Below are 18,625 nucleotides of genomic sequence, written 5' to 3'. Positions count from 1 at the left end.
GATCAGTACGAGCGGGGCAGTCCCAGCACGTTCTCGCTGATATAGTTGAGGACCAGCTGCTGGGTGATCGGGACGATCCTCGTGAGTCGAGCTTCCCTGAAGTAGCGTTCGACGTCGTACTCGCGAGCGACGCCGAACCCGCCGTGGGTCTGGACCGCGGCGTCCGCGGCGGCGAAGGCGGCCTCGGCCGCCCGATACTTCGCAGCGTTTGCCATCGCGCCGGTTTCCTTCTGGCTAGCAGTCTCGATCGTCTCGGCGGCACCGTACAGGAGTTGCTTCGCCGCCAGAGTCTCGGTGTAGGCCTCCGCGAGCGGGTGCTGAACGCTCTGATTCGAGCCGATCGCGGAGCCGAACACCTCCCGTTCGTTCGCGTACTCGACACCGCGCTCGAGCGCGACCTCCGCGAGACCGACGCATTCGGCCGCGATAGCCAGTCGCTCCTCGTTGAGTCCGTCCAAGACTTGATAGAAGCCGCGCCCTTCGTCGCCGATGAGTCGGTCCGCCGGCAGTCGGAGGTCAGAGAACCACATCTCGTAGGAGTGGACGAAGCCGCTTGCGGTCTTCGGGATCTGCTGAATCTCGAGGGCGTCCTGGGCGTAGGCTTCCTCGATGTCGACGAGGAACATCGAGATACCTTGGGTTCGTTTCTCGACCTCGTCGCGCGGGGTCGTTCGGGCCATTAACACGAGATAGTCTGTCGCGTCGACTCGTGAGATCCAAATCTTCTGGCCGTTGATGACGTATTCGTCTCCGTCTCGTTCCGCACTCGTTTCGATCGACGTCGAATCGGATCCCGCGTTTGGCTCCGTGAGTCCGAAGGACTGAATGGCAACATCGCCGTCGGCGACCTTGGGCAGCAGGTCTTCTTTGAGTTCTTCGTCAGCGTACTTTACGATGGGCGTGCTGTTGTAGATGCCGCCGTGAATCGCCTGTGCAGCGCTGAACCCGCCGCCGTTCGCGGCGATCTCTTCCATCATGACGGCAACCTCTGGCGTTCCCATGCCTGCTCCGCCGTACTCCTCTGGGATGAGAATCCCCATCCAGCCGTACTCGCTGAGCGTGTCGACGAACTCCTGTGGGTACTCTTCGTTGATATCTCTCTCACGCCAGTACTCCGCATCGAACTCCTCACAGATATCCCGGATACTATCCCGGACGAGCGTCTGTTCGTCTGACAGCGGAACGCTGTCCCGCCACGAATGAACCATACCGACACACGGACGAGATTGTACATAAAACATATGGACGGATCGACGATTGGGCGCGACTCGACTCGTCACGTCGTAGAGCGGCCTCACCGCATCGGCATACGAATATGCGGAACGTTACACTGTGTGTTTTTGACTCGTATCGCGTGTGTCCGTTGCTGGGCCCGATACCGGGAGTATAGCGTCGTCTCGAAAGATGCGTCATGACCAGGCTATTCGAATATCCGGAACGCTTAATGAGGTCCCAACGAGAAGAACGAGTATGGGCGGAAATAACGACCGTGGACGCGTCAAAACGACCGAAACTGCCTTCGAGCTCATCGAGTTGCTCAAGGAGTGGGATGGCGCTACCCTCTCCGAAATCGCCGACGAACTGGACCTCGCGAAGAGTACCATCCACCGTCATCTATCAACGCTCGAGGACCTCGAGTACGTTACCAAGGAAGACGGTGTCTATCGGACCGGCCTGCGATTCCTCGAACTTGGCGAACAGACGCGAACCCGTTCGGACGCGTATCAACTGGCCCAAGAGAAAGTCGCTGATCTCGCTGCAGAGACCGAAGAACGATCGCAGTTTATCGTCGAGGAGTACGGCAGAGGCGTGTACGTATTCAGGGAAGTCGGCGAACGAGCCGTCAGAACGGACTCCGAAATCGGAAAGCGAATCCCGATTCACGCGACCGCAGCCGGGAAAGCGATCCTCGCGAGCCTATCGGACGAACGCATCGAAGAGATCATCGATCACCGTGGGCTCGGATCGCTGACTGATGAAACGATTACCAGCGACGATCAACTCTGGGCAGAGGTAGCAGAGATTCGCGAACAGGGATATAGTATCAACGATCAAGAGAACACTAATGGACTTCGAGCGATCGGTGTCCCCGTCGAGTACGCCGACGGCGAACCGCTCGGCGCGTTGAGCGTCTCGGGACCGACCCATCGTTTTCAGGGCACCCTGTTCGAGGAGACGCTCCCGAACCTTCTGCTGGGGACAGCCAACGAACTCGAACTCAACATTCAGTATTCGTAGCTGCTCGAGATCATCCTATTTGTCGACTGTACTCGGTCTTTTCTCTCTACGTCTTCGACGGACACCAGCGTATCCAGTGGCCACACTGGGCACGGCCATCGATGATCGTAGGTAGACTACTGCCCCGAATTCACTTACAAGCATATCTTAGTAAAGGATAGGTTTGTACTTCCCTGCAGAGAGACTGATGGGGTTCGAATTACTCGAACAAAAATCTATTACTGAAACCCACCTCAATAGGTGTATGAGGGCGTGTGACGATAGGTTATCGCTAGTTGTTCGATCAGTACCCGGTAGCGACACCTGACAGGCGCATTCCTTCATCGTTCTTCTGTTCTGCATGTTCGAATACCACGGTGGGTGGTGCAGTGCGGACGCAGTACGGATGCGGCGGCACGTAAAAACTTAGGTAGGTATGTGCTAATCGTCAACCGATGGCAACACAGTCACCAGTCTATGTCGCTGGCGCGTACGAACACCCGACGCGAGAGGCACCGGACAAATCGACGATGCAATTACATGCGGAGGTGGCACGCGGCGCACTTGAGGACGCCGGCCTCGAGAAGGACGCGATCGACGCGTACTTTACGGCAGGGATGCCGGAGTACGAGAGCGGGCTGCCGCCGCTCATCATGGCCGATTATCTCGGCCTCGACGTGTCCTACGCCGACACGACCGACTTCGGGGGTTCCTCGTATATCAGTCACGTCGGCCACGCAGTCGCCGCGATTCGAAATGGAACCTGCGATGTGGCGCTCATCACGCTCGCCGGGAGACCGCGGTCGCGAGGACAGGCGACCGGATCCGGGGCTCGAGCGATTCGTACGGCACAGGACAGTTTCGAGCGTATTTACGGCGCGACGAACATCGGCATGTACGGCATGGCCGCACAGCGACACATGCACGAATACAGAACGACGGCCGAACAACTCGCTGAAATCCGGGTTGCCGCGTCACACCACGCACAGTTCAACGAACACGCGATGTATCAGGACCCCGTGACCGTCGAGGATGTCGTCTCCTCGCGCGTGGTCGCCGACCCGTTACACCTGCTCGATTGCTGTGTCATCTCCGACGGCGGCGGTGCACTGCTCGTCGTCTCCGAGGACGTCCGATCCCGACTCGAGCGCGAGTGCGTCGAAGTGCTCGGTCACGGCGAGTCGGTCGGCCACCACCGGGCCGGGCGAATCGATCTCACGCGGACCGCCGCCGAGGAATCCGGTAGCCGAGCGTTCGACGAGGCGGGGCTGGAACCGACGGACGTCGACTACGCGTCGATCTACGATTCGTTTACGATCACCGTTCTCGAGGCGATCGAGGACCTCGGGTTCTGCGAGAAGGGCGAGGGCGGATCGTTCGTCGAAGGGGGGACGCTCAAAGCTCCGAACGGCGCGTTGCCGTTCAATACGGACGGCGGTGGATTGTGCTCGAATCACCCGGCAAATCGCGGCGGGATGACGAAGGTTATCGAAGCGGTTCGACAGCTTCGCGGCGACGCCAACGACGAAGTGCAGGTCAATGCCGATATCGCGCTCGCCCACGGCACCGGCGGCAGTATCGGGACCCGTCACGGCGCTGCGACGGTCGTTCTGGGAGGTGAAGACCGATGAGTTGGGAGCCACGCCCCGCTCCCGAGATCAACCCTGAAACGGAGCGATACTGGTCGGCCGCCGCTGACGAGACGTTACTCGTTCGAGAATGCGGCGACTGTGGCCTCGTCTATCATTATCCTCGCGAGTACTGCCCCGATTGCTTCGGCGACGATGTCGACTGGCGAGAGGCGGCCGGCACCGGAACCGTCTACTCCTATTCGGTGACCCGAACGATGAGTGGCTGGCCAGAGGAGGATCTGCCGCTGATCGTCGCGTACGTCGAACTCGATGAGGGTCCTCGACTGCTGACAAACCTCGATTGCGAACCCGGTGCGGTCGACATCGGAACCCGCGTTGAGGTCCGATTCGTTCCGCTCGAGTCGGCGGACGCTGCCGTCCCGGTGTTCGTCCCGCTCGAGGAGTAAACCGGTCGTAGGTACGACTTGATATGCATACTATTCCGCCATACGAACACGCTGCCGGTGGCCGAACAGGTACCCGTTGCCAGTCGTCTCCGATCGGGATCGCTACTTGAGTCCGATAGCTGTATTAATTAATCTATTCGAACGGACTGCCGTCTCGAGAGGAGAAACTATATGCACGGCACTCACACCTGTGAAACTATGACGACGGAAGCCGATACTGATCCGTGTTCGGACCTTGCAACGTTCGTCGCGTCGGTGTCGTTCGACGGGGTTCCGGACGAAGCCGTTTCGCTGATCGAACGCGCCGTTCTCGATACCGTCGGCGTCACGCTCGCCGGTTCCGCGACTGACACCGCACGACGGATCATCTCAGCAGTCGGATCCGACAGCGGTGAAACGACCGTTCTCGGCACCGACGACTCGCTGCCACTGTCCGATGCAGTGTTCGTCAACGCCACAGCCGGACACTGCCTCGATTTCGACGACGTCGCACTGTCGGTGATGGACGGCCATCCGAGCGTGCCGATGGTCGCCCCACTCCTCGCCGTCGGCGAACGGCGAAACGCCACGGGGGCGGAACTCATCACCGCCTACGCGGCCGGATTCGAGACACAGCACTACGTCGCACGACCGATCAGTCCGACACACTATGAGGACGGATGGCACGCGACCTCCACGGTCGGCACCTTCGGCACCGCAGCGGCCGTCTCCCGTCTCCTTGAACTCTCGGCCGAAGAGGTCGCCCACGCGTTGAATATCGCCGCTTCGATGCCAGCCGGTCTCAAACGCAACTTCGGTTCGATGACGAAACCGGTTCACGTGGGCCAGGCCGCGCGGTCGGGGACGACCGCAGCGTTGCTCGCCGCCGAGGGCGTCACCGCCGATTCGGCTGCAATTACCGGCGACCGCGGGTTTCTCGATCTCTACAGTAGCGAGGACCCGGACCTCGAGCGGTTCCCGACCCCCGGGTCGGAGTGGGCATTGCTGTCCGACGGCATCGACGTCAAGAAGTATCCCTGCTGCTACTACACGCACGCTGCGATCTACGGTGCGGCCGAACTCGCGAAGGAACACGATATCGACCCCGAGACCATCGATGACGTTCACGTCACGGCGTCTCAGGGCGCCGAGGACGCACTCCACCACGCGGATCCGTCGACGGGACTCGAGGCCAAGTTCTCGATGGAGTACGTCGTCGCTTGCGCGCTCGTCGACGGTCACGTCGGATTGACAGCGTTCGACGACGAGCGGATCAACGACCCCGACGTCCAGCGCGTCCGCGAATGCACGTCCTTCAGTGTCGACTCGAGTCTCGAGTACGATTCGAACGCCGCGACGGTTACCCTCTCGACGGCGTCCGGGACGGAGTACGAACGCACACAAGAGCGACCCCCGGGAACGAACGCCGAACCGCTCTCCCTCGAGGAACTTCGAGAGAAGTATCGAATGTGCGGCGACTACGCCAGTGGCTTCGACGCGGTCGAACCGACGCTCGAGTCGCTCACGACGCTGCGCGACGTCTCCGACACTGCAGATCTTCTAGCACGGTTCTAGCCGCTGGTTGTCCGGCCGCGAGGATCGACCCGATCGCTGATTCTCTCGAGGATCACGCTACGGCCGGAAGATGGAGCGATGGACTGAAGCCACGGCGGCCTGATAGGTAGTGTGTGAGTAACTCACTACCATGTCCGACGTAGAATACGAGTGCGAAGACGGATACGCACTGATCACGCTCGACAGGCCGGCGGTCTACAACGCGTTCCACCGGGAGATGATCCTCGAGTTGAACGAGACGCTGCGACGGGCTCGAGACGACGACGAGGCGTACGCTGTCGTCCTCACCGGGGCCGGAGACGGCTTCTGTTCCGGAGCCGATGTCGAGAGCATGCCGGACTGGAGTTCGCTGTCGAAAGAGGAGTACGGCGCGTACCTGTGGAGCGTCCAGAACGTCGTTCGTCAGCTCCGGAGTATGCGGAAGCCGACCGTCGCAGCCGTCAACGGGCCCGCGATCGGCGCCGGATGTGACTTTGCGCTCGCCTGCGACATTCGATACGTCGGGGAAGACGCCGTCCTCCGAGAGGGGTTCGTTCGGATCGGTCTCGTTCCGGGCGACGGTGGTGCGTGGCTACTGCCGCGACTCATCGGGGAGGCGAAAGCCCGCGAGTACCTGCTGACCGGAAAGGACATCACGCCCGACGCCGCCGAGGAACTCGGACTCGCCGCGGGCGTCTCGAGCAACCCGTTGGCTTCCGCGCGGGAGTTCGCCGAAACGGTCCGCGACCTTCCCGCCACAGCGGTCCAGCAGACGAAACAACTTGTCGACCCACAACAGGACTTCGAGACACACTGCGAACGCGCGATCGAGTACCAGTGGAACTGTGTCAATGACGAGGAACACGTCGAGGCGGTTCGAGCGTTCAGCGACGGACGGGAGCCCGAGTACGACCGGGAGTACACCTCCTGACTCGATGAGAGGGGATTCGGTTTAGGTCAGCGACGGAAGCCCGTCACGTTTGAGCGCCGCCGCGATCTGGTTCTTCTGAATCTCGTCGGTTCCCGCCGCGAGCCGACGGCCGCGGGCGAGTCTGTAGAGGTACTCGAGTGCGTGTCCCTGCTGGTAGCCGTTTGCACCGTGGATCTGCAGCGCCTCGCTGACCACTGTCTCGACCATCTCGCCGGAGTAGAGTTTCGCCAACGAGGCGTCCAAACGGTCCGGGATTCGACCCTGTTCTTCCGCGTTCATCGCTGCTCGGTACGTCAGCGACCGTGACGCTTCGAGCTCTTTGACCATATCCGCGAGCTTCCACTCGATCCCCTGAAAGTCCGCGATCGGCTGATCGAACTGCTCGCGCTGCTGGCCGTACTCCAACGCCCTGTCGAGTGCACATCGCGCAATCGTATTCGCGAGCGTTGCGCTCCCGAGACGCTCCCAGTTTAATGCTTGGAGCTGTTGTTTGAACCCTCCCTTCCCTCGAGTCAGCACGTGTTCCTCAGGGACGACGATGTCGTGCATGCGGAACTGCGTCTGCGTGTGGCCCGCCATGTTCGTGTAGTGTTGTTCGATCTCGACCCGATCCTCGTTGTCCTCGAGGTCAACGACCACCGAACCGTGTCCGTCCGGGAACTTCGCCCAGACGACGACGGCCGATGCGTGCGGAATGTTGCTCACCCATACCTTTTCCCCGTTCAACACGAGGTCGCCGTCCGCAGCTTCGACGCGGGTGGTCATCGCCCCGACATCCGATCCGGCTTGCGGCTCGGAAATCGCGACCGCGATACTTTCGTCACCAGCGGTGACGCCCGGGAGGTATCGGTCTTTGACGGCTTCGGAGCCGAACATTTCGATCGCTCGGGGTGCGACCATCTGTTGGTTGTAGAGGTACTCGGCCGTGTCGGGGCAGACCCGTCCGACCGCTTCGATGCTGAGCATCGCTTCGAATTCACCCATCCCGCCGCCGCCGTACTCCTCTGCGATATTCAATCCGAGAAAACCGCGGTCGGCGAGCAGTTCGATGTTCTCTATCGGGAGGTCCCCGTTCCACGAGAACGCGGCGTCGGCAAACTCCGACGCGGCGAGATCCTCGAGTGACGATACGACCAACTCCTGTTCCGCTGAGAGGGATAGCATTACCGTATGTGTCACCCGGTCCCAAGTAAAGGGTTCTGGTTAGTCAGGCGACACTCGGAGAATGACGCCGATAGATCATATTTTATTTATTTTAATCGTCACATTTCGATCCGGATGTCGACGCGATTTACACCCGCTCACCGATGGCGTTCGTCTCCCTACTTTCCCCCATATTTCCTGCCTCGGTGGCCATCAGAGGCGATTCTCGCCCTCGATGAGTGCAAGCGTCTGTTCAGCGAGAAGCGGCACGCCGTCTTCCATCTTCGGATACAAGGGATCTGCCGAGTTCCCCTCGAGATACCGCCGGAAGAACATCTCGCCGAGTCCGGCCATCTTGTACGCTGCGAGAACCTGATAGAAGCGACGATTTTCGAATTCGACGCCGGTCTGTCGCTCGTATCGCTCGACGAGTTCGTCTCGAGTGGGATACCCTTCTCGAGCCATGAACGTCCCCATCAGTTCCGGCATCGCGGGTTCCGGGTCCGACGGATCATGCCAGAAGAGTAGCATCCACCCCAGATCGGTGAGGGGGTCGCCGAGCGTAGAGAGTTCCCAGTCGAAAATGGCACCCAGCTGCGGCGGGACGCCCGGTTCGAACAGCACATTGTCGAGTTTGTAATCCCCGTGAACCAGCGTGTGGGCGTGGCTCGACGGAACGTGTTCCTGAAGCCAGTCACCGATCGCCTCGAGTTCGGGTACTTCGCGCTCGTTTTCTGTTACCTCGAACGCCCACTCGAGTTGTTGTCGCCATCGGTCGACCTGCCGTTCGGTGAATCCGGCCGGTCGACCGAAGTCGCCCAGTCCGACCGCTTCATAGTCAACTGAGTGGATGCTCGCGAGCGCATCGACTAATTCCTCGCCGATCCGGGACCGATACTCGGGCGTCGCGAACCGTTCGGGTTCCGCGTCTCTGAGGACGTCTCCCGCTTCTCGAACCATGACGTAGAACTCGCTGCCGATTATCGACTCGTCCTCGCACGCGATAACGGTCTCCGGAACCGGTACTGCCGTCTCCTGTAGGGCGTCGATCGTTCGATACTCCCGGAGAACCTCGTGAGCCGTGTCTGCGGTTTCTCCGGCGGGTGGCCGACGCACCACGAACTCCCGGTCGTCCCACTCGACGAACAACGTCTCGTTCGAATGGCCTTCGTCGTGGCGGAGGACCGAGACGGACTCGGCTTCGCCGAGCACGTCCTCGAGATACCGTCGTAACGCACCTTCGTCGACGAGCCTGTCCAGATACCGATCGTTATCTGACACGCTGATCACCGTTTTCAGTCGGAGGTTGCGACCACATGACTACCGAAGATACGGACAATTTGGTTAAGTAGATTGGGGTCCCCTGTTCGTCGACTCGCCCCGTCATTGAAAATCACCGTCGGGTGATACCTGCATTAGTCGAAAGACCAGGAGGGGGAACGAACTAAACGGAGAACAGCGTCGAACACTGACCGTGACAGGGGACGGTCTACGGTATCACGATTCGGTAGTCGGACGACGGTCTGTGCATGCAGCAACCGACGTTTTCGTAATCGGCGGTAGGCCGGGCGGGTGCACCAGTTCGATTCGGCTACACAACGCGATCGAAACGTCACGCTCGGCGAACGAGACGGCATCGGCGGAACGTGTCTCAATTACGGCTGTGTCCCCTCGAAGGCACTGGTGACCGCGTCGAATCTCGTTACCGAAATCGAGTCCGTACCGGCTATCGGCGTTTCAGACGCGCTCGAGGATGGTCGCGACGCCCTGACCGAAGCCGATACACATCGTCGATAGCGCAGTGTCCTGGCCGGTGCGCTCGAGTTCGTGAGCGAGTTTGGTCAGCAACATCGCCCCGGTCGCACCCAGCGGGTGCCCGTGGGCGATCGCCCCTCCGTTCACGTTTGTATCCTCCCACGACGCACCGGTCTCCTCGAGCCAGGCCCCGACGACGGAGGCGAACGCCTCGTTGACCTCGAACAGATCGATGTCGCCGATATCCATGTCGGCTTTCTCGAGCACTTGCTCGGTCGCGGGAATCGGTCCCTTCAGCATCGTCAGGGGATCGACGCCGACGACTTCCGTCTGGACAACGCGAGCCATCGGCTCCCAGCCGTGTTCTTCGGCGGCCTCTTGGCTCGCAAGCAACAGCGCGCTCGAACCGTCGACGATCCCCGAGGCGTTGCCTGGATGGTGGACGCCGTCGCCCTCCTCGCGGAATGAGAGCGGTAGGTTCGAGAGCGTCTCGAGATCGGTGTTGGGTCGGGGATGCTCGTCTTTGTCGACGACGATCTCCTCGCCGTCGAGTTCGGTCTCGACGGGCACGACTTGGTCGTCGTATCGGCCCTCCTCCCAGGCTTCGCCCCAGCGGCGTTGGGAGTCGACGGCGATTTCGTCGACGGCCTCCCGTGAGAGGTCGTACTCCTCGGCGATTCGTTCGGCTCCTTCACCTTGGGTCGTGAGTTCGTCGAAGTGTTCGAAGTACGTGTCGGTAACGCCGTCGCCGTCGGAGCCCATCGGGACCCGCGTCATGTGTTCGACTCCGCCCGCGATGAGAACGTCGTGCTGATCGGCCATGATATTGGCTGCCGCGAAGTTCGTTGCCTGCTGGCCCGATCCGCACATCCGGTTGAGCTGGACGCCCGGAACCACGTCACCCCAGCCGGCGACCATCGGAGCAAGTCGAGCGATGTTGAGTCCCTGCTCGTCGACCGGCGAAACACAGCCGTAGATGACGTCTTCAATCGTTTCGGGCTCGAAACCGTTGCGCTCGCGGAGCGCCGTCAGGGGTTCTGCAGCGAGATCCTGTGGATGGGTGTCCCGGAAGGATCCGTCTCGTTTGCCGAACGGTGTTCGTACTGCGTCGACGATAACTGCGTCTTTCATGTGTGTCCTTCACATCGTCGGTCAGATGCTAATACCTTTCCCCTCGCGTGTCTCTCCAGTTCGCCGAATTCGGACCTCTAACTCAATCGTTAGGTGACTGAAACCAACCAACTAGAGCTTCTTTGTATACCTTATACAATATGGCCAATTCATCCCTTTTTTATCGAGGGAGCGAATACGTGGACCAATATCTGAATAACACCCTAAGGGTGTTAATTATAGTTGGCCGAATTTTAGTGTGACACGTGAACTCGACTCATTATCAGCGTGCCATCAGACTCGAGTAAACGGTCCCACTACAATAATCCGGCATCGAATTCTCCGAATCCATCGACACTTTCCTATAGGTAATCAATCGAACAGTTTCGTCTACGACGCCACAGTATGGGTTCTCACCATGCGGATGACCCGTCTTCGAGATGCTAACGCAACCGTCTCTCCAGAGACCCGTACACTTATTATGTCAGTTGTCGTCACACCACACGTTGATTCCATCATGATGTACCAACGGAGGTGTCGACCCGATGGTTGTAATTGACGGTGCTGGCGGCTACGTTCCGCTGTATCGAATTGATCGCAGCGACATCGCTGCCCAACACGGCGGCCGCGGACAGGGTGAGAGTGCGGTTCCCGCTCGCGACGAAAACCACGTAACGATGGCGAGCGAGGCGACGACGACAGCCCTTGAGCGATCGAAAACGTCTGTTGCGGACGTTGCAGCGGTATTTACGGCGAGTATTAGCGACCAATTCGCCGAACACGGCATCGCGGCTCAAATCGCGTACAGAGCCGATATGTCGACCGACGTCCGAACCGGTGATTTCCAGGCCAGCGGCCGTGCGGCGGCCGACGCGCTGGCGACGGCCTGTGAGTACGTTCGCGCGACCGACGAGCCTGTCGTCGTCGCGTCAGTCGACATCATGCCCGTCGAATCCGGCGGCGATGACGAGTCGACGATGGGTGCCGGTGCCGGCGCTCTCGTTCTCCGACCGGAACGCGACGATCCGATGGCGACCATCGACGCGATCGGCCAGGCGACCACGGGGTTCCTCGAACGTCACCGCGAACACGGCGAATCAGCTACCGCTGGCGACGCCCGGTTCGAACGGCGTCAGGGCGTCGCACCGGCGGTGTCGACGGCTTTCGACCGAGCCGAGGCCGACTCCGATCCCGAGTACGGCGTCGCCAGCGCTCCCGGGTTCCGGCTCGCCCGAACGGCGCTCGAGCCGATCGACGCCGAACGCGTGTCGACGTTCAATGAGGTCGGCTACGCGGGAACGGCGACGCTGCTGCTCGATCTGGCGCACGCGATCGAATCCGTCGACCCGGGCTCGACGATCGGTGCCGTCGCCTACGGCCAGGGTGGTGCCGACGCTTTCGTCGTCTCGGTTGCCGACGGAGCGAACGACCCCGACGGGTTGACCGTCTCGGAGCAACTCGAGGCCAAGGAGTACGTTCCGTACACCAAGCACCTCGAGTACCGCGAGCGATACGATTACCAGGGGGTGCCAAACGCATGAGTGGACCACGATATCACCGAACCAGAGAACAAGATCAACGCCTGCTGGCATTCGAGTGCCAGTCGTGTGGCTACGTGTCGTTTCCGGACGAAAAGCGGACGTGCAAACGCTGTGGCGACGCACCGGCGACGTTCGAAGAGGTGCAACTCGCCGAGCGGGGCGAGATCAAGACCTTCGTCGTCCAAGAGTACCTTCCCGACGATATCGAGGTGCCACAGCCACTAGCGATCGTCGACTTGCCACAGGAAGACGGCTCCGGCGAATCCGCTCGCGTCTACGGCCTGCTGACCGAGACGGACCTCGACGAGCTGTCGGTCGGGACCGAGGTCGTCGCCCGGTTCCGCGAACTGTTCGACGACGGTGAGCGGCCGATCAACTCCTTCAAGTTCTCGGTTCCCCGGGAGGTGAAACGATGACCGACGCACACGTCGTCGGCTCGGGCATCATCGACTTCGGCGAGAAGTACGAGTGGTCGTTCGACGACCTCCTCGAGGGGGCGTACCTCGATCTCGTCGAGAGCGTCGATCACGGCATCAACCCGACCGCTGACATCGACGCGATCTGGTACGGGACGCTCGACATCGCGAACGAGGGATCCTCGGGCGCTTCCGTCGCACACGCCACGGGTCTCTTCGAGAAGCCGGCGACCCAGATCGTCAACGCCTGTGCCACCGGTAGTGACGCCTTCCGAAACGCCGTTCAGGCCGTCAAGGCCGGCGATGTCGAAGTCGCGCTCGTCATCGGCGCGGAGAAAATGCTCGACTCGACGGAGGGACTCATCGGCAGTGCCGCCCTCGAGCGCGTCTGGCGCGGGCGCGGTGTGACGATGCCCGCGTTCTTCGGGATGCGAGCGACGCGCCACATGGACCAGTACGAGACTACCCGCGAACAGATCGCGGAGGTCTCCGTCAAGAACCACGAGAACGGGACGAAGTATCCCCACGCCCACCAGCAGTTCGAGTGTTCGGTCGACGACGTCAAGGACTCGGCGACGGTCTCGTACCCGCTGAACCTCTACGACTGCTGTCCCGTGACCGACGGCGCGTGTGCGGTGCTCGTGACCAACGACGAGCGCGCCCGCGAGTTCACCGACGCGCCGGTTCGAGTCGCCGGCTACGGGCTCTCGACCGACTCGTTCATGCGCGGCGACGATCTGGCGCTGACGAACTTCCCGGCCTCGAGACAGGCCTCGAGCATGGCCTATGAGCGATCGGGCTACGGTCCCGACGACATCGACGTCGCCGAGGTCCACGACTGCTTCTCCATTACCGAGCTGATCACGTACGAGGACCTCGGCTTCTGTGAACAGGGCGAGGGCGGTGCCTTTATCGACGACGGCATCCCCCACTTGGACGGTGAGAAGCCGGTCAACCCCTCCGGAGGTCTCCTTTCGAAGGGGCACCCGATCGGGGCCACCGGCGTCGCACAGATCGCCGAAATCTTCGAACAGCTACGAGGCGAAGCCGGCGACGTACAGGTTCCCGACGCAGAAGTCGGGATGCAACACAACATCGGTATCGGCCGCAACGCGACCGGAGCGGTCTCCTGCGTGAACATTCTGGAACGGTAGTCGGTACAACTCTCCTTTTTCGGACCGAGACTTACTCCATCGCGGTTTCGAGAAACGAACCGACCCGTTCGACGAAGTACTCAGGGCGCTCCTCGGGGATCCAGTGACCGGCGTTCTCGAAGACCTCTCCCTCGACGTCGATGGCGACCGCGTTCATATCCTCGATCGGGAGGCTGCGGAACGACGCCGCACCGCCGAGTGCGAGTACCGGTATCTCGAGGGGCGTTTCGGCGTGGGCCGCGTTGTTCTCGGCGTCGTCGTCGTATGCGCGGTAGTACTCGAAGCCCCCGCGAAGTCCGCCGGGCTGGGAGTAACAGCGAACGTACTCGCCTCGGGCGTCCGAATCGATCGCGGAGGGATCGTACGCGCCCTCCTTGTAGAACCACTCGAGGTACAGTCGTTCCCGACCGGCGACGAGTCGCTCCGGCAGGTCCTGAACGCCGTGAAACCGGGTGTGCCAGAAGTGACGTTTTTCGTCTTCGCGGACGCCCGGGAGTCCTGCCTCGAGGACGCAGAGCGCGGCGACCTCCTCTCGATACTGGGCCGCGTAGGCGTAGGCCGTCGGCATCCCCCAGTCGTGACCGACGAGCGCGATACGTTCGTCGCCGTACCCGAGCGCGTGAACGAGTTGCCGGATATCCGTCGCGACGGTGTCCTTGTCGTACCCCGACTGGGGCGTCCCCGAATCGCCCATTCCCCGCAGATCAGGCGCGATAACGGTGTAATCGGCAGCGAACGACGGGATAACATCTCGCCACTCGTACCAGGTCTGTGGCCAGCCGTGGAGCAAGACCAGCGGCGGCCCCGATCCAGCGGTCACGTAATGTATCGAAACGTCGTTGACGCGTTCCGTACCATGCGTTATCTCGTCGACTCCGTCCGAGTCGGACATGCACTAGTCATTGGTATGAGAACAGTTCACTCTTTGCATCCTCCTGAAAACGAGTGGGAGGAAGTTCAGCGATCCGTTTCCAGCCGGTCTCAGGACCGCGAGCATGGATCAGTCCGGTCGCTCCATCTCGAACCGATTGTCGATTCTGTCGTAGGACCCTCCGGAGAGGCGTCCGATGATATCGAGTTTCGCCGTGTCGACCTTTCCGCTCGTAGTAATGTCGTCACGCACCGAGACCCAAACGACTTCTCCCAGTACGAGCGAGTTCGAGCCGACGTCGAGGACGTCGTGCAGTTCGCACTCGAATGCGGCGGCCACCCCCGCGACTTGCGGCGGTTCGACGCGTTTCGAGGGTGCGCGCTCAAGGTCTGCATGGTCGAACTCGCTTTCGGACGGCGGCAGTTCGGCGCTGGTCTGGTTCATCGCCTCCGCAAACTCGTGGGTAACGAGGTTGACAACGAACTCTTCGGTCTCCCGGACGTTGACCGTGGTATCCGTGAGGCCGTCCGGCCTGTCGACCGGGGAGAACATGAGGATCGGTGGATCGACGCTGACGACGTTGAAGAAACTGTAGGGTGCGAGGTTGTCGACACCCGCTTCGCTGCGGGTGCTAATCCAACCGATCGGACGGGGAACGACGAGTCCGGTCAACGTCCGGTACACCGAGTGAGAATCTTCGTGAGGGTCGATGTGCATCTGTGACCCTACCTTGTCTCTTGTGAACAGGCGACAAACGAGTTTCGGTACGTGCGACGGTCAATCCCCGAGCTCGGCCCGCTTGATCTTTCCACTCGCCGTCTTCGGGAGCTCATCGATGAACGCGATCTCGCGTGGATATTCGTGTTTCGAGAGCTCCTCCCGTGCGAAGTCGCTGAGCTCGTCCTCGAGGTCGGCTGACGGTTCGTAATCGTCGACGAGCGTCACGTACGCCGCCACGATTTCGCCGCGCGTGTCGTGGTCCTTGCCGACGACTGCAGCTTCTTCGACCGCAGGGTGGTTCAGCAAGGTTTCCTCGACTTCCTCGGGGCCGATTCGGTAGCCCGAAGAAATGATGACGTTGTCGGCGCGGCTCACGTACCAGAAGTAGCCGTCCTCGTCCTGTCGTGCGAGGTCGCCGGTCCGCAGCCAGAGGCCGGTGAACGTCTCGAGGGTCTTCTCCGGGCGGCCCCAGTAGGTTCCGGTCGAGGTGTCGTCGCGTTTGATCGCGATCTCGCCGACCTCGCCCTGCTCGACTTCGTTTCCGTCTTCGTCAAGCAGTGCGACCTCGGTGCCGGGAATCGTCCGTCCCATGCTTCCGGGTTTGACCTCCCAGTCGTCGAACGCGTAGTTGCAGACGACCATACCACCTTCCGTGAGGCCGTAGGAGTCCTGTGGCGGTGCGCCGAGCCCCTCCTCGCACCAGTCGACGGTGTCTTGATCGAGCGCTTCACCCGCCGAAATCAGCACCCGGAGATCGATATCGTACTCGCTCAAGTCGATGCCGGCGGCTCGGGACTGGCGAAGGGCCGTCGGCGGAATCATCGCGTTGTCGACATCCCACTCTTCGAGGGTTTCGAAGAACGTGAGGGGGTCGAACTGACCGCGGTAGCAGCCGATCGCTGTCCCGCGGACGCCCGACATAATCGTGCCCATGTTGAGGCCGTAGGACCACGAGGGCGACGCGGCGACCAGGTAAACGTCGTCGGGACGCAAGTCGACTACGTACTCGGTGTACGCGTGCAGTTCGACCGGGCCGCGGTGCGGACTCAGTACGCCCTTCGGCGACCCCGTCGTCCCCGAGGTGTACGTGAGGGTGAACGGATCGTTCGGATGCGTCTCGACGGCGTCGAAGGCGTCGTCGTGTTCTCGAACGGCGTCGTAGTCGTCGACGATCGTCGATCCGTCGACGGACCCACCGTCGACCGTGACGATCCGATCGAGGGCTGGCAGGTCCGCGTCGACGATCTCACAGCCGCTCTCGGTCGTAAACAGTACCGACGCTCGTGAGTCCTCGAGTCGATAGTTCAGCGCGTCCGGTCCGAAGACGGGAGCTAGCGGAAGGTAGATTCGTCCGGCTTTGATCGTTCCGAAGACGACGGCGTACAGTTCGAACTGCGTGGGCAATTTCGCACCGATACGGGCGCCGCGGTCGGTGTGTTCGCTCAGATAGTTGGCGACCCGATTTGCGGCGGCGTCGAGTTCGGCGAACGTGTACGTTTCCGTCTCGCCGCTCCCGAAGTCGCGGATTCGCAGACCCGTCTCGTCCGAATTACCGTGGCGGCCGAGCGCTTCCGTAGCCACGTTGAACGACTCTTTGTCGCCGACGTGGGCGTGTTCTTCCCAGCCCGCTTCCTCGTCGTACAGATCGGCTACGGCCTCGTATGCGTCGTTGTATGGCACGTGTTACCAGATTACTGTATCCGGTATAGGTTTTTCGCTCGACACGATTTGAAACACTGGTTACTGCGACCGCCGATCTCGTACTCGAGTGTCGTGCCGTAATCCTGTCTCGAGGACGCCGGCGAGTAATGCTATCTGTGGTGTACGGTAGCGGCCAACTCGGTACGTGGCGAAGATATCTTTCTCTCTGATCCGGTACCGACTCAGTATGATCGCGGGAGTCCGAGGTGATGCTCTGCGATGTGGTTTTTCGCCATTTCGTTCGAGACCGGTACCGTCTGCGTGAGACGCGAATTCTGCCAGATCTGGTAGACTTCGTACTCTTTCGTGAACCCGTTCCCACCGTGGGTCTGGATCGCTCGAGACGCCGCTTCGGTACTGAATTCGCTCGTCAGTAACTTCGCGGCGTTGGTCTCCATACTGCAGTCCTCGCCGGAATCCCACTTCGAGGCCGCACTGTACGTGATCTCTCGAGCGGCCAGTAGTTTGGCGTAGGACTCGGCGAGGGGATGCTGGATCGATTGATGGGAGCCGATGGGCTGTCCGAAGACGTCGCGATCGTTCGCGTAGTCGACCGCTAGGTCGATCGCGCGCAGTCCGCCACCGAGCGCGCTGGCTGCGCCGGCGATGCGTTCGGTATTGAGGGTGTCGAACATGAGTTTGAATCCGTTATCGACCGTTCCCAGGATGTCGTCCTCGTGGACGCGGAGTCCGTCGATGGTGACCTGGTACTGGTGTTCGAACCACGGTACCGCCGTGTCGAGCTTCGACAGCGAAATCGCGTCGCGCTCGGCCGGTTCGGAGACGAGAAAGAGCGTGCCGCCGTGGACGGGATTCGACGGATCGAACGGTGACGTTCGAGCGACCAACAACATTTCGTCAGCGGTTTCGACGCTACTAATGAAGGTCTTCTCGCCATCTATAACGAACTCGTCGCCGTCTCGCTCGGCAGTCGTCTCTATCGAGAGCGTGTTCGTTCCCGCGTTCGGTTCCGTAAGCCCCATACAGAACTTGAGGTTGCCGTCGACGATCTGTGGCAGGTACGCTTCCTTCTGTTCGTCCGTTCCGTGGCGTTGAATGCTGATCCCGCCGAAAACCGGCGTCAGGATGAAGATGATCCCGCCCTGTCCGCCGCCGCGTGCTAACTCCTCGATGACCATCGCCATCTCGTGCATCCCCATTCCCTCGCCGCCGTACTCCTCGTCGATGGCGACACCGAGCCATCCGTTGTCTGCGAGCGCCTCCCAGTACTCCTCGGGGAAGCGTTTCTCCTCGACGTGTTCGCGCCAATACGTCGAATCGAAGTCGGCAGCGAGGTCCTGTACCGAATCGCGAATCAGTTCGTGGACATCTGTCTCGAGCGTAGGCATATTAGTTCCTTAGCAGGCTATACCATAAAACAAACTCATAATACGATGGACTCTTCTGACTATTTAATCACCGTGGGCACTCAGAAATACTCGCGCTCTCGTCCGAGACGAGCGCCGACAACTTTCGAGGTACACACCACACAGGG

Annotated in this window: 16 protein-coding genes; 8 read left to right on the top strand and 8 right to left on the bottom strand. The window is 61.0% G+C overall.

The genetic code is table 11. The features are described from left to right. Positions 1 to 2: 2 nt before the first annotated feature. Entirely contained in the window at positions 3 to 1,208 is a 1,206-nt protein-coding gene (locus LDH66_RS19425) for an acyl-CoA dehydrogenase family protein (RefSeq protein ID WP_226482741.1), read from the bottom strand. Positions 1,209 to 1,470: 262 nt separating this feature from the next. Here LDH66_RS19425 and LDH66_RS19420 point away from each other — a divergent pair, with 262 nt between their 5' ends. From LDH66_RS19420 to LDH66_RS19400, 5 genes are all read left to right on the top strand, one after another. Continuing rightward, complete coding sequence (locus LDH66_RS19420) at positions 1,471 to 2,238, top strand: IclR family transcriptional regulator (protein WP_226482740.1); 768 nt, start codon at positions 1,471 to 1,473, stop codon at positions 2,236 to 2,238. Between the two features lie 434 nt (positions 2,239 to 2,672). Continuing rightward, on the top strand, positions 2,673 to 3,848 hold the full coding sequence (locus LDH66_RS19415; protein ID WP_226482739.1) for a thiolase domain-containing protein: 1,176 nt from the start codon (positions 2,673 to 2,675) through the stop codon (positions 3,846 to 3,848). Continuing rightward, a complete protein-coding gene (locus LDH66_RS19410; RefSeq protein ID WP_226482738.1) occupies positions 3,845 to 4,255 on the top strand; it encodes a Zn-ribbon domain-containing OB-fold protein in 411 nt (136 codons plus the stop codon). The genes LDH66_RS19415 and LDH66_RS19410 overlap by 4 nt, the downstream gene beginning before the upstream one ends. 198 nt (positions 4,256 to 4,453) lie before the next feature. Continuing rightward, positions 4,454 to 5,809: an MmgE/PrpD family protein gene (locus LDH66_RS19405; protein ID WP_226482737.1), complete on the top strand. Its 1,356-nt coding sequence runs from the start codon at positions 4,454 to 4,456 to the stop codon at positions 5,807 to 5,809. Between the two features lie 130 nt (positions 5,810 to 5,939). After that, entirely contained in the window at positions 5,940 to 6,719 is a 780-nt protein-coding gene (locus LDH66_RS19400) for an enoyl-CoA hydratase/isomerase family protein (protein WP_226482736.1), read from the top strand. A gap of 21 nt (positions 6,720 to 6,740) precedes the next feature. On the opposite strand, the gene LDH66_RS19395 is transcribed toward LDH66_RS19400, so the two are convergent. The 3 genes from LDH66_RS19395 to LDH66_RS19385 all read right to left on the bottom strand — a co-directional run bounded on the left by LDH66_RS19395 (position 6,741) and on the right by LDH66_RS19385 (position 10,748). After that, complete coding sequence (locus LDH66_RS19395; protein ID WP_226482735.1) at positions 6,741 to 7,883, bottom strand: acyl-CoA dehydrogenase family protein; 1,143 nt, start codon at positions 7,881 to 7,883, stop codon at positions 6,741 to 6,743. Positions 7,884 to 8,075: 192 nt separating this feature from the next. Further along, positions 8,076 to 9,152, bottom strand: a complete 1,077-nt coding sequence (locus LDH66_RS19390; RefSeq protein ID WP_425492971.1) for a phosphotransferase family protein — start codon at positions 9,150 to 9,152, stop codon at positions 8,076 to 8,078. 447 nt (positions 9,153 to 9,599) lie between these two features. Next, on the bottom strand, positions 9,600 to 10,748 hold the full coding sequence (locus LDH66_RS19385; RefSeq protein WP_226482733.1) for a thiolase family protein: 1,149 nt from the start codon (positions 10,746 to 10,748) through the stop codon (positions 9,600 to 9,602). 524 nt (positions 10,749 to 11,272) lie between these two features. On the opposite strand from LDH66_RS19385, the gene LDH66_RS19380 reads away from it, so the two are divergent. From LDH66_RS19380 to LDH66_RS19370, 3 genes are read left to right on the top strand one after another with little or no spacing between them, the layout of a single operon-like run. Further along, positions 11,273 to 12,268: a hypothetical protein gene (locus tag LDH66_RS19380; protein ID WP_226482732.1), complete on the top strand. Its 996-nt coding sequence runs from the start codon at positions 11,273 to 11,275 to the stop codon at positions 12,266 to 12,268. After that, positions 12,265 to 12,684, top strand: a complete 420-nt coding sequence (locus LDH66_RS19375) for a Zn-ribbon domain-containing OB-fold protein (protein WP_226482731.1) — start codon at positions 12,265 to 12,267, stop codon at positions 12,682 to 12,684. Before LDH66_RS19380 ends, LDH66_RS19375 begins: the two co-directional genes overlap by 4 nt. Next, complete coding sequence (locus LDH66_RS19370) at positions 12,681 to 13,838, top strand: thiolase family protein (RefSeq protein ID WP_226482730.1); 1,158 nt, start codon at positions 12,681 to 12,683, stop codon at positions 13,836 to 13,838. The genes LDH66_RS19375 and LDH66_RS19370 overlap by 4 nt, the downstream gene beginning before the upstream one ends. A gap of 31 nt (positions 13,839 to 13,869) precedes the next feature. Here the strand turns inward: LDH66_RS19370 and LDH66_RS19365 are convergent, their stop codons facing one another. The 4 genes from LDH66_RS19365 to LDH66_RS19350 form a co-directional block, all read right to left on the bottom strand. Next, positions 13,870 to 14,730, bottom strand: coding sequence for an alpha/beta fold hydrolase (locus LDH66_RS19365; protein WP_226482729.1), 861 nt, complete (start codon positions 14,728 to 14,730; stop codon positions 13,870 to 13,872). Between the two features lie 108 nt (positions 14,731 to 14,838). Then, on the bottom strand, positions 14,839 to 15,426 hold the full coding sequence (locus LDH66_RS19360) for a flavin reductase family protein (protein WP_264182545.1): 588 nt from the start codon (positions 15,424 to 15,426) through the stop codon (positions 14,839 to 14,841). Between the two features lie 60 nt (positions 15,427 to 15,486). Then, a complete protein-coding gene (locus LDH66_RS19355; protein WP_226482727.1) occupies positions 15,487 to 17,109 on the bottom strand; it encodes an acetate--CoA ligase in 1,623 nt (540 codons plus the stop codon). Positions 17,110 to 17,312: 203 nt separating this feature from the next. Then, the gene (locus LDH66_RS19350; protein ID WP_226482726.1) at positions 17,313 to 18,479 is read right to left on the bottom strand and encodes an acyl-CoA dehydrogenase family protein; all 1,167 of its coding nucleotides are present in this window, start codon (positions 18,477 to 18,479) and stop codon (positions 17,313 to 17,315) included. Between the last annotated feature and the right edge of the window lie 146 nt (positions 18,480 to 18,625).

Source organism: Natrinema amylolyticum, assembly GCF_020515625.1.
Classification (GTDB): domain Archaea; phylum Halobacteriota; class Halobacteria; order Halobacteriales; family Natrialbaceae; genus Natrinema; species Natrinema amylolyticum.
Note: the sequence above shows the minus strand (reverse complement) of the source record. Positions and strands in the feature narration are given on the sequence as shown.

Coding starts and splice junctions, on each gene's coding strand:
- LDH66_RS19425 (WP_226482741.1), bottom strand. CDS start 1,208: ATGGTTCATTCGTGGCGGGACAGCGTTCCGCTGTCAGACGAACAGACG.
- LDH66_RS19420 (WP_226482740.1), top strand. CDS start 1,471: ATGGGCGGAAATAACGACCGTGGACGCGTCAAAACGACCGAAACTGCC.
- LDH66_RS19415 (WP_226482739.1), top strand. CDS start 2,673: ATGGCAACACAGTCACCAGTCTATGTCGCTGGCGCGTACGAACACCCG.
- LDH66_RS19410 (WP_226482738.1), top strand. CDS start 3,845: ATGAGTTGGGAGCCACGCCCCGCTCCCGAGATCAACCCTGAAACGGAG.
- LDH66_RS19405 (WP_226482737.1), top strand. CDS start 4,454: ATGACGACGGAAGCCGATACTGATCCGTGTTCGGACCTTGCAACGTTC.
- LDH66_RS19400 (WP_226482736.1), top strand. CDS start 5,940: ATGTCCGACGTAGAATACGAGTGCGAAGACGGATACGCACTGATCACG.
- LDH66_RS19395 (WP_226482735.1), bottom strand. CDS start 7,883: ATGCTATCCCTCTCAGCGGAACAGGAGTTGGTCGTATCGTCACTCGAG.
- LDH66_RS19385 (WP_226482733.1), bottom strand. CDS start 10,748: ATGAAAGACGCAGTTATCGTCGACGCAGTACGAACACCGTTCGGCAAA.
- LDH66_RS19380 (WP_226482732.1), top strand. CDS start 11,273: ATGGTTGTAATTGACGGTGCTGGCGGCTACGTTCCGCTGTATCGAATT.
- LDH66_RS19375 (WP_226482731.1), top strand. CDS start 12,265: ATGAGTGGACCACGATATCACCGAACCAGAGAACAAGATCAACGCCTG.
- LDH66_RS19370 (WP_226482730.1), top strand. CDS start 12,681: ATGACCGACGCACACGTCGTCGGCTCGGGCATCATCGACTTCGGCGAG.
- LDH66_RS19365 (WP_226482729.1), bottom strand. CDS start 14,730: ATGTCCGACTCGGACGGAGTCGACGAGATAACGCATGGTACGGAACGC.
- LDH66_RS19360 (WP_264182545.1), bottom strand. CDS start 15,426: ATGCACATCGACCCTCACGAAGATTCTCACTCGGTGTACCGGACGTTG.
- LDH66_RS19350 (WP_226482726.1), bottom strand. CDS start 18,479: ATGCCTACGCTCGAGACAGATGTCCACGAACTGATTCGCGATTCGGTA.